This window comes from Streptomyces sp. ITFR-6 (genome assembly GCF_031844725.1).
Lineage (GTDB): Bacteria > Actinomycetota > Actinomycetes > Streptomycetales > Streptomycetaceae > Streptomyces.
In genome coordinates this window covers 2,710,706-2,724,510 of sequence record NZ_CP134612.1, presented here as the reverse complement: position 1 = coordinate 2,724,510, position 13,805 = coordinate 2,710,706, and the positions used below count along the sequence as shown (strand labels likewise).

14 protein-coding genes are annotated in these 13,805 nt (G+C 70.6%); 8 read left to right on the top strand and 6 right to left on the bottom strand.

Annotated elements, in window-relative coordinates; translation table 11 throughout:
- Positions 1 to 2: 2 nt before the first annotated feature.
- From sigE to RLT59_RS12055, 5 genes are all read left to right on the top strand, one after another.
- Positions 3 to 761 (top strand): RNA polymerase sigma factor SigE, encoded by a 759-nt coding sequence (gene sigE, locus RLT59_RS12075; RefSeq protein ID WP_311303405.1) that lies wholly within the window; start codon positions 3 to 5, stop codon positions 759 to 761.
- Entirely contained in the window at positions 758 to 1,744 is a 987-nt protein-coding gene (locus RLT59_RS12070; protein ID WP_311303404.1) for a zf-HC2 domain-containing protein, read from the top strand. The genes sigE and RLT59_RS12070 overlap by 4 nt, the downstream gene beginning before the upstream one ends.
- 110 nt (positions 1,745 to 1,854) lie before the next feature.
- Positions 1,855 to 3,522: a S1C family serine protease gene (locus tag RLT59_RS12065; protein ID WP_311303403.1), complete on the top strand. Its 1,668-nt coding sequence runs from the start codon at positions 1,855 to 1,857 to the stop codon at positions 3,520 to 3,522.
- 99 nt (positions 3,523 to 3,621) lie between these two features.
- Positions 3,622 to 4,098, top strand: coding sequence for a sec-independent translocase (locus RLT59_RS12060; protein WP_311303402.1), 477 nt, complete (start codon positions 3,622 to 3,624; stop codon positions 4,096 to 4,098).
- A gap of 118 nt (positions 4,099 to 4,216) precedes the next feature.
- The gene (locus RLT59_RS12055) at positions 4,217 to 4,876 is read left to right on the top strand and encodes a hypothetical protein (RefSeq protein WP_311303401.1); all 660 of its coding nucleotides are present in this window, start codon (positions 4,217 to 4,219) and stop codon (positions 4,874 to 4,876) included.
- 64 nt (positions 4,877 to 4,940) lie between these two features.
- On the opposite strand, the gene RLT59_RS12050 is transcribed toward RLT59_RS12055, so the two are convergent.
- From RLT59_RS12050 to RLT59_RS12040, 3 genes are all read right to left on the bottom strand, one after another.
- Entirely contained in the window at positions 4,941 to 6,074 is a 1,134-nt protein-coding gene (locus RLT59_RS12050; protein ID WP_311303400.1) for an Mrp/NBP35 family ATP-binding protein, read from the bottom strand.
- 97 nt (positions 6,075 to 6,171) lie between these two features.
- Entirely contained in the window at positions 6,172 to 6,726 is a 555-nt protein-coding gene (locus tag RLT59_RS12045; protein ID WP_311303399.1) for a DUF1003 domain-containing protein, read from the bottom strand.
- Positions 6,716 to 7,990: a magnesium transporter MgtE N-terminal domain-containing protein gene (locus tag RLT59_RS12040; protein ID WP_073736593.1), complete on the bottom strand. Its 1,275-nt coding sequence runs from the start codon at positions 7,988 to 7,990 to the stop codon at positions 6,716 to 6,718. The genes RLT59_RS12045 and RLT59_RS12040 overlap by 11 nt, the downstream gene beginning before the upstream one ends.
- 204 nt (positions 7,991 to 8,194) lie before the next feature.
- On the opposite strand from RLT59_RS12040, the gene RLT59_RS12035 reads away from it, so the two are divergent.
- Complete coding sequence (locus RLT59_RS12035) at positions 8,195 to 8,965, top strand: hypothetical protein (RefSeq protein WP_311303398.1); 771 nt, start codon at positions 8,195 to 8,197, stop codon at positions 8,963 to 8,965.
- A gap of 23 nt (positions 8,966 to 8,988) precedes the next feature.
- Here the strand turns inward: RLT59_RS12035 and RLT59_RS12030 are convergent, their stop codons facing one another.
- Both RLT59_RS12030 and RLT59_RS12025 read right to left on the bottom strand, forming a co-directional pair.
- Positions 8,989 to 9,507, bottom strand: a complete 519-nt coding sequence (locus RLT59_RS12030) for a hypothetical protein (RefSeq protein ID WP_311303397.1) — start codon at positions 9,505 to 9,507, stop codon at positions 8,989 to 8,991.
- Positions 9,508 to 9,554: 47 nt separating this feature from the next.
- Positions 9,555 to 10,676, bottom strand: a complete 1,122-nt coding sequence (locus RLT59_RS12025) for a magnesium and cobalt transport protein CorA (protein WP_311303396.1) — start codon at positions 10,674 to 10,676, stop codon at positions 9,555 to 9,557.
- A gap of 411 nt (positions 10,677 to 11,087) precedes the next feature.
- Between RLT59_RS12025 and RLT59_RS12020 the strand changes: the two genes are divergently transcribed.
- Complete coding sequence (locus tag RLT59_RS12020) at positions 11,088 to 11,672, top strand: suppressor of fused domain protein (protein ID WP_311303395.1); 585 nt, start codon at positions 11,088 to 11,090, stop codon at positions 11,670 to 11,672.
- An 88-nt stretch (positions 11,673 to 11,760) separates the two neighbouring features.
- Here RLT59_RS12020 and RLT59_RS12015 read toward each other — a convergent pair whose 3' ends face one another.
- Complete coding sequence (locus RLT59_RS12015; protein WP_311303394.1) at positions 11,761 to 12,993, bottom strand: MFS transporter; 1,233 nt, start codon at positions 12,991 to 12,993, stop codon at positions 11,761 to 11,763.
- A 157-nt stretch (positions 12,994 to 13,150) separates the two neighbouring features.
- Here RLT59_RS12015 and RLT59_RS12010 point away from each other — a divergent pair, with 157 nt between their 5' ends.
- Positions 13,151 to 13,795, top strand: a complete 645-nt coding sequence (locus RLT59_RS12010; protein ID WP_311303393.1) for a DUF6758 family protein — start codon at positions 13,151 to 13,153, stop codon at positions 13,793 to 13,795.
- Positions 13,796 to 13,805: the final 10 nt, after the last annotated feature.

Sequence of the window (13,805 nt, the reverse complement as noted above, 5' to 3'; positions counted from 1 at the left end):
CTATGGTAGGGGCTCCACTGGACACCACCAGAGCCGACAGGGGAGGTGCGGCTGCGCCTGTGGATCGGGGAGGAGTGCTGTGGCGCTTCCTCAGGTCGGCGGGTGAGCCGAAATCCGTGACCAACACTGCTGACCGTTCTTCCAACGACTCCGCAACGACCGCGACCTTCGCCTCGGATGCCTCCCAGGCGTGGACGCCGCCCTCATGGGAAGAGATCGTCAGCACGCACAGCGGTCGTGTCTACCGCCTTGCCTATCGACTGACGGGAAACCAGCACGACGCCGAGGACCTCACTCAGGAGGTCTTCGTCCGGGTGTTCCGTTCGCTGTCGACCTATACGCCCGGCACCTTCGAGGGCTGGCTGCACCGCATCACGACCAACCTGTTCCTGGACATGGTGCGCCGTAAGCAGCGGATCCGCTTCGACTCCCTCGGTGACGACGCCGCCGAGCGGCTGCCGAGCCGCGAGCCGTCGCCGCAGCAGGTCTTCAACGACACCCACTTCGACGCCGACGTCCAGCAGGCGCTTGACACCCTCGCGCCGGAGTTCCGGGCCGCGGTCGTGCTCTGTGACATCGAGGGACTCTCCTACGAGGAGATCGCCGCGACGCTCGGCGTGAAGCTCGGCACGGTGCGCAGCCGCATCCACCGCGGGCGCTCCCACCTGCGCAAGGCGCTGAAGCACCGTTCGCCGGAGGCCCGCGCGGAGCAGCGCTCGCTGACCGGGGTCCTCGTGGCAGGGGAGGGCGGAGCGGCGTGAGTGGCACAGGTCCGACCTCAGCGGAACAACACCTGGGGGACAGGCTCGCCGCGCTTGTCGACGGCGAGCTCAAGCACGATGCCCGTGACCGGGTGCTCGCCCACCTCGCGACCTGCGCCAAGTGCAAGGCCGAGGCTGCCGCCCAGCGGCGCCTGAAGAGTGTCTTCGCCGAGTCGGCCCCGCCCTGTCCCTCCGAGGGCTTCCTTGCCCGGTTGCAGGGCCTTCCCGGTGGTCCGGGGGGTGATGGCGAAGGTCGGGGAAGACCAATGGGCGGCTCGGGCCGTTTCGGTGACGGAGTCTTCCCCGTGACGCGTCCTTCCGGCGGCCGGGCGGATTCGTCCTCCGGCGGCTCCCCGCTGGACGGCTTCGGCTACCTCCCGACCGCGCACGGTTCCGCCGCCGTCCTTCCGGCCGGAGCTGACCGGCCCACGTTCCGTATTCACGAGGTCAGCCGCGAGGCGGACCGCTCGCCGTGGCGGGGCCGCAGGTTCGCGTTCGCCGCCGCCAGCGCCGTCTCGCTGGCCGCCATCGCCCTGGGCGGCGCTCTCCCGACGGACGCGGGGCCCGATTCCCCGACCCGGGCCGAGGGCCCGGGAAGCAGCGTCGCACCGCTGGACGCCGACGCGCGCGCCGAGCGCGGCAGCACCGTCAGCCGCCGCGGCGGCGGCCACGGCACGCTCGCGGCGGCCGGTACCGGTAACCGCCCGGTGTCCCTCGCCATGAACGCCGCGCCGCTGGCGTTCTCCTCCGCCCCCTCTCTGCTCGGCACCGGCAGTCTCACCGGAAGCCGGTACGCGCTTCCCGTCCGGACCGATGTGTCCGCGCCTTCGCTGATACGTCCCAACGGCATCAGTCCGCTGTTCGCGCAGGCACTCGGCAGCGGGCTTTCCACGGCCTCCCCCGAGCCGTCCCGGACGCCCACCTCGGCCGCCGGACTGCCGGTTCCCGCCAACCACGGACTGCCGCTCCTTCCCCGTCGGTGACCCAGCCGGCGCAGGGCCTGCACAAACCTGGTTGAATTCCGGCAGGATTTCCGGGAGGGACGCCCCCTGCGGGGCGTGCAGAGGCCAGTTGAGGCAGTTGCGGGGAGAGCATGGACGACGGGAAGCCCACCGAGCCGAAGGCGAAGTGGTGGAGCCGGCCCGCGCCGGGGCGCGGTACGAGCGCAGCGCCTCAGGAGCCGTCGCCCGTTGAGGACGCGGTACCCCCGTCGGACGCGGAGCCGACAGCGTCCGTGCAGGCGGAGCCCGTGACGGCGGACCCCGTGGCTGCGGAGCCCGTGACCGCGGAGCCCGCGCCGCAGGCGGCGAAGCCGCTCCACGAGCCCGACCAGTACAGCACCCCGCCCTACGGCGGCCCCGGCCCCTGGGCGCCCGCGCCCCCCGTGCAGCACCCGGTCCAGACGCCGGCGCACGGCACCCCCGTACCGCCGCCCTACTCGGGGACGAACGGCGCGGGCATCGCGATGGCACCGGCCCCGGCCCCGGCGCCCCCGGCCGCCTTCCCGCCCCCGCAGCCCCACCAACAACCCCAGGGCCAGCCCCACCACCCCCCGTCGCCGCAATGGCTCCAGTACGACCCCTGGGGCGCGCCCCGGCAGCCCTTGATCACCAGCCCCGGCCCCCCGCTCGCCTCCGACGGCGGCAAGCGGAAGAACCGGCGCGGCTCCGTCCTCGTCGGCGCGCTGCTGCTGGCCCTGGTGGCGGGCGGCATCGGTGGCGGGATCGGCGCGTACATAGAGCGCAACGGCGGCCTCACCCAGATCGAACTGTCCCAGGACGAACGCAACGGCGGCGGCCGCGCCCCCGACAGCGTCGCCGGTATCGCGGCCAGCGCGCTGCCCAGCGTGGTCACCCTGCACGTCAGCGGCAGCACCGAATCCGGCACCGGCACCGGCTTCGTCCTCGACAACAAGGGCCACATCCTCACCAACAACCATGTCGTCGCACCGGCCGGTTCGTCCGGCGAGATCACCGTGACGTTCAGCGGCGGCGAGACGGCCAATGCCGAGGTGGTCGGCAAGGACAGCGGCTACGACCTGGCCGTGGTCAAGGTCAGCGGCGTCTCGGGGCTCAAGCCGCTGCCGCTCGGCAACTCCGACAACGTGCGGGTGGGCGATCCGGTGGTGGCCATCGGGGCACCGTTCGACCTGTCCAACACGGTCACCTCCGGCATCATCAGCGCCAAGGACCGGCCGATCACGGCAGGCGGCGAGAAGGGCGACGGCAGCGACATCAGCTACGTCGACGCGCTGCAGACCGACGCCCCGATCAACCCGGGCAACTCCGGCGGACCGCTGGTCGACACCGACGCGCACGTCATCGGGATCAACAGCGCCATCCGTGCCGCGGACAGCGGCTCGACCACCGAGGGCGGCCAGGCCGGTTCCATAGGCCTCGGCTTCGCCATCCCGATCAACCAGGGCAAGCGCGTCGCCGAGGAGCTGATCAACACCGGGCAGGCCACCCACCCGGTGATCGGCGTCACGCTCGACATGAAGTACACCGGGGACGGCGCCAAGGTCGGGCAGCGGGGCGCGGACGGCAAGTCCTCCGTCACGGAGGGCGGTCCGGGCGCCAAGGCCGGGATCCGGCCGGGTGACGTCATCACCGAGGTGAACGGCGGGCGGGTGCACAGCGGCGAGGAGCTGATCGTGAAGATCCGCTCGCACCGGCCGGGTGACCGGCTGGACCTCAAGCTGACCCGCGCTGGTAAAGACCTGACCATGAGTTTGACGCTCGGCTCGGCAACAGGCACGTGACGGCCACGGGAAGCTACCGCACGGATGGCTTCGGCGGGTACCGTGGTCCGGGTCCGGACCTCATCCGACCTGGTCGCGGAGAACACGAGGAGCCGCAAGGTGTTCAATGACATAGGCCCGCTGGAGCTGGTGGCGCTCGCGATCATCGGCGTGCTCATCTTCGGTCCGGAGAAGCTGCCCAAGGTCATCCAGGACGTCTCGCGCTTCATCCGCAAGATCCGTGAGTTCTCGGAGAGCGCCAAGGAGGACATCCGTACGGAGCTCGGCCCGGAGTTCAAGGACTTCGAGTTCGAGGACCTCAACCCCAAGACGTTCGTCCGCAAGCAGCTCATGGACGGCAACGACGACCTGGGGCTGAAGGAGATCCGCGAGAGCTTCGACCTGCGCAAGGAGGTCTCCGAGGTCACCGACGCGGTCAACGGCCGCGCGACCTCGTCCGTGGAGGCGAAGAGCGGCGTGTCGGGCGGTTCCGCGGTCACCGCGGCCAACGGCTCGGCGGGCGGCCCTGACCTGCTCAAGAAGCGTGAGCAGCCGAAGAAGAACGATCACCCGCCGTTCGACGCAGACGCCACCTGACCCCCGTCAATCCCGACTCGTCCGGACGGTATGGCTATTCTCCATCTGTCCGGTTGTGAGGACGCCCGAGGGGGGCGGGCCGCTCCGGACCCTACGGATCGAGGAGGCGGCCGGACAGATGGAGACAACGAGTCGGGTGGGCGCGGATGGTGCGCCGGAAACAGGCACGGCAGAGGGGGTGCCTGCGGCCCGGCTCACGGTCGACGGCTATCTGCAGGCATCGTTCCCCTGGTACGGACTTGACGAGGCGTTCACCGGGCCGCGCTGGCTGATGCAGGTGGGCACCGCCGCGGACGGCACGGTGCAGCACGGCTCCACCGGCCACGGCGACGAGCCCTCGGTACGGAGCGACGCGGGTGAGGACAGACAGCGGTTCGCGGTCGTCGTGACCGTGGCCAGCAGCCCGGTGCGGCGCAGCGGAGACGGCACGGGCGTCCTGGACGCGACGACGGTCTCCTCAGCGGCCTGGCTGGCCGGCTCCGGCCTGCTGGCCTACACCTGGCCCGCGCAGATGGACCACACCCTGCGGGACGACTGGCTGGACCAGCAGACGGAGACGGCCTTCGAGCTGGCCGACGATCTGGATGGCCCCGCGTGGTCGGCGCTCTCGCTGCCGGTCGACGGTGTGCCGGTGGCGTTCCACTACCGCGAGTCCGAGTTCGGCTGGGTGCTGGCCGGCTCCGCCCACGGTGGAGTGCACATCGGGGCGTACGGGCGCGGGATGAGCGCGTACGGGCTGGGCTTCTCCGTCGTCGGTGACATCACGTCGTACGCGTAGCCGGCGACGGGGCCCGTGGCGGGCCGGGGCTGATGCTCCCGGCCCGCCACGGGCTCCGTCCGGGTCAGAACTTGTTGCGCGGGGTGATTCCCAGGGACATGCCCGACAGACCGCGCTGACGGCCGCTCAGCTTGTCCGCGATGGAGCGCAGGGCCTTGCCCGCCGGGGAGTCGGGGTCGGACAGGACGACGGGCTTGCCCTCGTCGCCGCCCTCGCGCAGCCGTACGTCGATCGGGATGGAGCCGAGCACCGGCACCTCGGCGCCGATTGTCCTGGTCAGTCCCTCCGCGACCCGGGCGCCGCCGCCGGAGCCGAACACGTCGACCATCTCGTCGCAGTGCGGGCAGGGCATGCCCGACATGTTCTCGACGACGCCGACGATCTTCTGGTGGGTCTGCACGGCGATCGAGCCGGCCCGCTCCGCCACCTCGGCCGCGGCCTGCTGCGGGGTCGTGACGACCAGGATCTCCGCGTTCGGCACCAGCTGGGCCACGGAGATCGCGATGTCACCGGTGCCCGGCGGCAGGTCGAGCAGCAGGACGTCCAGATCGCCCCAGTACACATCGGCGAGGAACTGCTGGAGCGCGCGGTGCAGCATCGGGCCGCGCCACACCACCGGGGCGTTGCCCGGGGTGAACATGCCGATGGAGATGACCTTCACGCCGTGCGCGGACGGCGGCATGATCATGTTCTCTACCTGGGTCGGCTTGCCGTCCGCGCCGAGCATCCGGGGCACGCTGTGCCCGTAGATGTCCGCGTCCACGACGCCGACCTTGAGGCCGTCGGCGGCCATCGCGGCCGCGAGGTTCACGGTCACGGAGGACTTGCCGACGCCGCCCTTGCCGGAGGCCACCGCGTACACCCGGGTCAGCGAGCCGGGCTGGGCGAACGGCACCTCGCGCTCGGCCGTGCCGCCGCGCAGCGAGGACGCCAGGTCCTTGCGCTGCTCGTCGCTCATCACATCGAGGGTGACCTCGACCCGGGACACTCCCTCGACGCGGGCCACCGCGTCGGTCACGTTATTGGTGATCGTCTCGCGCATCGGACAGCCGGAGACGGTGAGATACACCGTGACAGCGACTACACCGTCAGGATCGATCTCGACCGATTTCACCATGCCCAGCTCGGTGATCGGGCGGTGGATCTCCGGGTCGTTCACTGTCGCCAGTGCCTCAAGCACCGCGTCTTCCGTAGCCATACCTCGATAGTACGGGTGCGCGAAGCGCTCTTTGAAAGGGTGGTGGTGGGCGACGGGTGGGAGTTAGGGCGCCTTCACCTACGCGCGGGTGGCCCCGTCAGCGGTCTTCGTCACTCTCGGCCCCGGCCGGTGTCCTGCGGTCGTCCAGATCCCTCACCAGGTCCTCCAGCTCGGAGCGGATCCAGTCCCGGGTGGCGACCTCCCCGAGGCCCATCCGCAGTGCCGCGATCTCCCTGGTCAGGTACTCCGTGTCGGCGATGGAGCGCTCGTTCTGGGCCCGGTCCTGCTCGTGGGTGACCCGGTCGCGGTCGTCCTGCCTGTTCTGCGCGAGCAGGATCAGCGGCGCCGCGTAGGAGGCCTGGAGGGAGAGCATCAGGGTCAGGAAGATGAACGGGTACTCGTCGAACCGCAGCTTTTCCGGCGCGAAGATGTTCCACACCACCCAGACGATGATGATCAGCGTCATCCAGACGATGAAGCGCCCGGTCCCCAGGAACCGCGCGATCCGCTCCGAGAACCGGCCGAACGCCTCCGGGTCGTACTCCGGCAGCAGCCGCCGCCGCGGGTCCTTCGGCTGGTCGAGCCGGGTCCTGGGGGTACGGGTCAGGGCCGTCGAGCCGTTCGACGCCCTGGAGCGCTCCTCACCGGCCACGGAGCACCCCCTCGCGCCCGTGGAAGTCGGTCTCCCGCCAGTCGTCGGGCAGCAGGTGGTCGAGCACGTCGTCGACGGTCACCGCACCCAGCAGCGAGCCGCTCTCGTCCACCACAGGCACCGAGACCAGGTTGTACGCCGCCAGATAGCTGGTCACCACCGACAGCGGGGTGTCCGGCGTCAGCGCCACCAGATCGCTGTCGACGATCGAGCTGACCAGGGTGAACGGCGGATCCCGCAGCAGCCGCTGGAAGTGCACCGTGCCCAGGTACTTGCCCGTCGGTGTCTCGTCGGGCGACCGGCACACGTACACCTGGGCGGCGAGCGCGGGGGAGAGGTCCTGCTGACGGACCCTGGCGAGCGCGTCGGCCACCGTCGCGTCCGGGCGCAGGATGATCGGCTCCGTGGTCATCAGGCCGCCCGCCGTCCGCTCCTCGTACGACATGAGGCGCCGGACGTCCGCCGCGTCGTCCGGACGCATCAGCGTCAGCAGCCGCTCCTTGTCCTCCTCCGGCAGCTCGGAGAGCAGGTCGGCCGCGTCGTCGGGGTCCATCGCCTCCAGGACGTCCGCCGCACGCTCCTCCTGGAGCTTGCCGATGATCTCCACCTGGTCGTCCTCAGGGAGCTCCTCCAGGACGTCGGCCAGCCGGTCGTCGTCGAGCGCGGCGGCGACCTCCGCACGCCGCTTCGGGGTGAGGTGGTGCAGCGCGTTGGCCACGTCGGTCGGGCGCAGCTTCTCGAACGTGGCGACCAGCGACTCCGCGCCCTGCCCGTGCTCCTCCAGCGAGAAGCCGCTGACGGCCGACCACTCGACCGTCAGGGTCTCGCCCTTGCGGCGCAGCGCGCCGCCCCTGCCCTTGCGCACGAAGTACTTGTCGATCTCCCAGTCGCGGCGGGCCGGCAGCTGCTGGATCGCGACGTCCAGGATGGTGACCTCCTCGCCGGTCTCCACCAGGCTGACCCGCCGGTCGAGGAACTCGCCCAGCACCAGACGTTCGGTGGGCCGCTGTTCGAAGCGCCGCATATTGACCACGCCCGTGGTGATGACCTGCCCCGACTCGATGCCCGTCACCCGGGTCATCGGGAGGAAGATCCGGCGCCGGCTCACCACCTCGACGACGATGCCGAGCAGCCGGGGCGGCCGGCCGCCGACCCGGAGCATCGCGACCAGGTCGCGGACGCGCCCCACCTGGTCCCCGTTCGGGTCGAAGACCGGCACACCGGAGAGGTGCGAGACGAAGACCCGGGGCGTTCCTGCTGCCATGCCTGCGCCTCCTCCTTCGTCGCCGGCTTACGCATCCGGTCTGTTGTGACGTTTATTGCACCGTTATGACGGGATCAGGCTAGCCCGTACTCTCGCAGGTCGCCCTGGAGAGCGGTCGTCGCGACTCTCTGCCGGGAGGTGTAGGCCGCACAGGTACGCTGCCGTCTGCCACCCACCGCCACGCAGCTGAGAGGCAGTGCGCCTGTGACCTCTTTCGTCCCGACCGTCCGGGCCCGCCGCCGGACCGCCACCCTCGCCGTCGTGCTCTGCGCCGGGCTGACCGCGGCGCTGACCGCGTGCGCGGACGAGGATCCGGACAAGGGGACCAACGGCGTCGGCAGACTGGAAGCTCCGGAGATCGAGAAGAAGGCGCGGGCCGCGGCGGACTCCTCCGACATGGTCCGGCTGGCCGGCACGCTGGTCAGCAAGGGGGGCACCTACAAGCTCAACATGAGGCTCAAGGACAAGGGCGGGGCGGGCTCCGTCACGTCGAAGAACAGCACCTTCGAGCTGCTCCGGATCGGCGACGTGCTCTACCTCAAGGCGGACGCCGGCTTCTGGAACCACGGCACGGCCGACGCCGGAAAGACGAGCGAGGCCGACGGCGCCGCGGCGGACAAGCTCGACGACAAGTACGTGAAGGTCCCCGAGGACGATCCCACGTACAAGCAGCTGCGCGGGTTCACCGACAAGAAGGTGCTGCTCGACGGTCTGCTCACGCTGCACGGCGAGGTCGGCAAGGGGGACCGGGACAAGGTCGGCGGGGAGCGCACCATCCGGATCACCGGCGGCAAGGGCGAGGGCGGCGCGCTCGACGTGTCCCTGGAGGGCAAGCCGTACCCGCTGCGCTTCGCACGCGGCGGCGGCGGGGGCGTCATCACGCTCGCGGACTGGGGCAAGGACTTCGCGCTGAAGGCTCCGGCCGAGGACGACACGGTCGACTACGGGCAGCAGCTGCCCAAGTCGACGTCATAGACCCGCCGCCGGGCGAGGGCCGGCTACGGCTTCCTGAGCGAGCGCTTCAGCAGGCGCGGCAGCCCGGCCGGTACCGGCAGCCGGGTGGTGGCGGTGGTGGGCAGCGGCGCCGCCGCCCCCGAGCCCGTCGGCAGGTCCGTACGGGAATCGAGCGGCGTCAGCCGCAGGATCCGGCACTCGCGGGCCCAGCGCTCGGTCAGCTGCTCCGCGTCCGGTGCGTTCAGCCGCTTGCCCTTCAGCTCGGCCACCGCCGCCTCCCACTCCTCTGAGTGCGGGGCGAGCTGGGCCACGGAGGCGGTCCAGGCGACGAGCCGGCCGCCCTTGTCCTTGCTGCGGACGGTCACCTCCGCGTTGCCGCCGTCCGTGAGGCCGGCCGGGAGCGGCTGCTCGCCGGGGCCGTCCCCGACGAGGAGCGCCGCGCCCTCGTGCCACACGTGCCACAGCGCCCTCGCGGGCCCGGTGCCGCGCACCCAGACCAGCCCCGACTTCTTGGTGGCCTCCTCGACGAGGGCCGGTCCGAGCAGCGTGTCAGCAGCAGTCATGCAGCAGAGCTTAGACGGGCGCCCCTGGCGAGACGGGCAGGAGCAGGTCAGAGCCAGCCGTTGCGCTTGAGCATGCGGTGGATGGAGAAGCAGACCACTCCGATGAACCCCAGCACCATCGGATAGCCGTACGTCCAGGCCAGCTCCGGCATGTGGTCGAAGTTCATGCCGTAGACCCCGCAGATCATCGTGGGTACGGCGATGATGGCCGCCCAGGAGGTGATCTTGCGCATGTCCTCGTTCTGCGCGACGGTCGCCTGCGCCAGGTTGGCCTGGAGGATGGAGTTCAGCAGCTCGTCGAAGCCGATGACCTCTTCCTGCACGCGCACGAGGTGGTCCGCGACGTCCCGGAAGTACTTCTGGATGTCCGGGTCGATCAGCCGCATCGGCCGCTCGCTGAGCAGCTGCATCGGGCGCAGCAGCGGCGATACGGCCCGCTTGAACTCCAGCACCTCGCGCTTCAGCTGGTAGATCCGGCCGGCGTCCGAACCGCGCGGGCCGCCCTTGTCGGGGGTGGAGAAGACCTCGATCTCCACCTCGTCGATGTCCTCCTGCACCGCGCCGGCCACCGCGATGTAGCCGTCGACCACATGGTCCGCGATGGAGTGCAGCACTGCCGAGGGGCCCTTGGCGAGCAGCTCGGGGTCGTCCTGGAGGCGGTGGCGCAGTGCGCGCAGCGAGCCGTGGCCGCCGTGCCGCACGGTGATGACGAAGTCCCGGCCGGTGAAGCACATCACCTCGCCGGTCTCCACGACCTCGCTGGTCGCGGTCAGTTCGGCGTGCTCGACGTAGTGGATGGTCTTGAAGACGGTGAACAGGGTGTCGTCGTACCGCTCCAGCTTCGGCCGCTGGTGGGCGTGGACGGCGTCCTCCACGGCCAGCGGGTGCAGCCCGAACTCCCGGGCGATGCCGGCGAACTCCTCCTCGGTCGGCTCGTGGAGGCCGATCCAGGCGAAGCCGCCCTTTTCCCGCACCCGGAGCATCGCCTCGTGCGGCGTACGGCAGGTGCCGTCCTCCTCCGCGACGCGGCGTCCGTCGCGGTAGACCGCGCAGTCGACGACCGCGCTGGAGGCGGACGGGTCCCGGGTGGCGTCGTAACTGCTGTGCAGGGTGTTGGTCTTGCGCAGGGACGGGCGCACCACAGCGCGCAGGTCACGGATCATCGACATGGCTGGCTCCTTCACGGAGGGCCGTCGGCGGGGGCGTGGAACAGCCCGGAATGGGGACGTGGGCTCACGTCCGCAAAGCGGGCGGCACCGCGGCGGCGCGATGACGGCGTTCGCTACAGACAGGCAAAAAGGGGGTGCTCTTCCGTCGTGCGAAACGCCATGGGCCGTGGCCGGGCAGGCGTCAGTTCACAGAAGAAAGGTGTCGGGCGGAAGAGCGGTTGGTACTGCACGGTCGACTTGGATCCACCGCAGCCCCACCTCCTCCGGTCGGTCCCCCGTGAGGGACGACGTTGCGTCGGGACTTGAGAGCGACGCTTCTGCGTGCTGTCCCGACCGGCGCGCCCAGGCTATCAGCAGGCACAGGGCCAATCTCTTACTTTGCCCGTTCCGTACGCGTCCTATGCTCGCCACATGGCAGAAATTCTTGCTCCGGTCGAGGCCCGTCTGCGCGCGGCCCTGGGCGAACCGGACGCACGCGCGGCAGTGACGTTCCTCGGCACCGACCGGATCGAGGTGCTCCGTTTCATCGACGGCGACGTGGTGAGGTACGCCACGCTCGGCATGTCCGCGCAGCCGATGGCCGACCCCTCCGACCCGTATGCCGACCCGGTGAAGGGGCCGCGGGCCGAGCTGGTCCTCTCGGTGCGGGCCGGGCTCGCGGACACCGACCAGGTGCTGCGCAGGCTCGCGGTGCTGGCGGCCTCGCCGCAGGTGGAGGGGGTGATCGTGGCGCCGGGGGCCTCGCTGGACGTCGGTGAACCGCTGTGGCCCGGAGCGCCCTTCAGCTCGGTGCTCGTGGCTGAGCCCGGTGGGCTGGTGGAGGATCTGGAGCTGGCGGACCCGATGGAGGCGGTGCGGTTCCTGCCGCTGCTGCCGATGACGCCCAACGAGGCGGCCTGGAAGCGGGTCAGGGGCGCGCAGGAGCTCCAGGAGCGGTGGCTGTCCCGGGGGACGGACCTGCGCGATCCGCTGCGTGGTTCGGTGGCCCTGGACTGACCGGGGCGCAAGCCCCTGCATCCGTACGGAAGCCCCGCCGCACGGCCAGGAGCCGTGCGGCGGGGCTTCGTACGGAGACGGGGGCCGTTCAGTTGGCGAAGACCGTGACGCCGTCCTCGGTGGCGTGCTTCGGTTCCAGCTCCTCCGCCTCGTGGCTCAGGGCCGAGCGACGCACCCAGATGACGGTCGCGCCGATGACGGCGGCGACGGCGGCGATCACGAACGGGATGTGGATGTTGCTCCACTCCTCGATCTTCGGGGCCAGGAAGGGCGCGGCGGCCGCGGCGAACCAGCGGACGAAGTTGTAACCGGCGCTGGCCACCGGGCGCGGCGCGTCGGACACCCCGAGTGCCAGTTCCGTGTAGACGGTGTTGTTCATACCGATGAAGGCGCCGGAGACGATCGTGCAGACGATGGCCGCGGTGTGGTTTCCGTAGCCGAGGATCACCAGGTCGGCGGCGAGCAGCACCAGTGAGGCGCCGACCACCTTGAGCGAGCCGAAGCGCTTCTGCAGCCTCGGTGCGACGAGTACCGAGAAGACCGCCAGCAGCAGGCCCCAGGCGAAAAAGACGGCGCCGGACTTGTACGGCGACATGTTCAGTACGAACGGCGTGAACGCCAGGATCGTGAAGAACGCGTAGTTGTAGAAGAACGCCGAGGTGGCGACGGAGGCGAGCCCGCCGTGGCCGAGCGCCTTGATCGGGTCCAGCAGTGAGGTCTTGCGGGCGGGCTTGGGCTGTTCCTTGAGGAACGCGGTGATGCAGACGAAGCCGATCGCCATCAGCGCGGCCGTGCCGAAGAACGGGTAGCGCCAGCTGGCGTCACCGAGCAGCGCGCCGAGCAGCGGCCCGCAGGCCATGCCGAGGCCGAGCGCCGACTCGTACAGCAGGATCGCCGCCGAGCTGCCGCCCGCCGCCGCGCCGACGATCACGGCGAGCGCGGTCGACACGAAGAGGGCGTTGCCCAGGCCCCAGCCGGCCCGGAAGCCGACGAGTTCCGCGACGGAGGACGAGGTGCCCGACAGCGCGGCGAAGACCACGACGAGCGCCAGTCCGGCCAGCAGCGTCTTGCGTCCGCCGATGCGGCTGGAGACGAAGCCGGTCACCAGCATCGCGACGGCGGTGATCAGGAAGTAGGAGGTGAAGAGCAGCGACACCTGGCTCGGCGTTGCCTCAAGGCCCTTGGCGATGGACGGCAGAATCGGGTCCACCAGGCCGATTCCCATGAACGCGACAACAGAAGCGCCCGCTGTGGCCCATACGGCCTTCGGCTGGCGCAGGATGCTGACCGTTCCTTGGTCGAACGGATCCTCTCCCTGCATGGGACTACTCGCTCTCCACTAGATCGATGCGTTATGCACAGAATAAGTTAGAGGGGCTAATAAATGCAAGATACATCTAAATCCCCTGATGAGAGCCGCGCTGCGGAAGGGTGATCGTCCTTGACGCGGCGACGGCCGGGGAGGACGGTTGGTTGTTATGAGGGGCGAACCCAGTTGCCCGAAGTGCGGAGGCCGGGTCAAGGCGCCCGGTTTCTTCGACGACACCTGGCAGTGCGACGTGCACGGCGGCGTGCAGCCGATGCAGCCGGTCATCCCGCCCAGCGTCGAGGCGCTCGGAGTGGTGGTGCACCGCGCCCGGGTGCCGGTGTGGATGCCCTGGCCGCTGCCGGTGGGCTGGCTCTTCACCGGGGTGGCGTGCGCGGGCGACGACCGGGGAGGCGGCCGGGCCACCGCCGTCGCCTGCTCCGGACCGGGGCCGCTCGGCGGCATCGGCGAGCTGCTGCTCGTCGCGGAGGAGCTCGGCGTCGGACTCGGTGCGCGGTACGCCGGGATCGACGGCCCCGACCCCGGCCCGTATCTGCGGGTGGACGGCCCGCCCGACGTCAAGGTGCTCGCCGCCGGACGCCCGACCCCGCTCTGGCACGTGAAGGACGCCCCCGACGACCGGGCCGTCTTCGCCGGTGAGGCGCGCGGCCTGTGGCTCTGGGCGATCGTCTGGCCCGAGCAGTCCGGACTCCTGATGTACGACGAACTGGTGCTCACCGATCTGCGTGACGCCGGGGGAGAGGTCGACCTGGTGCCCTGCGGCGCGCTCACCCCCCGGCTGCTCGGCGGGCCCTGAGCGGTCGCCG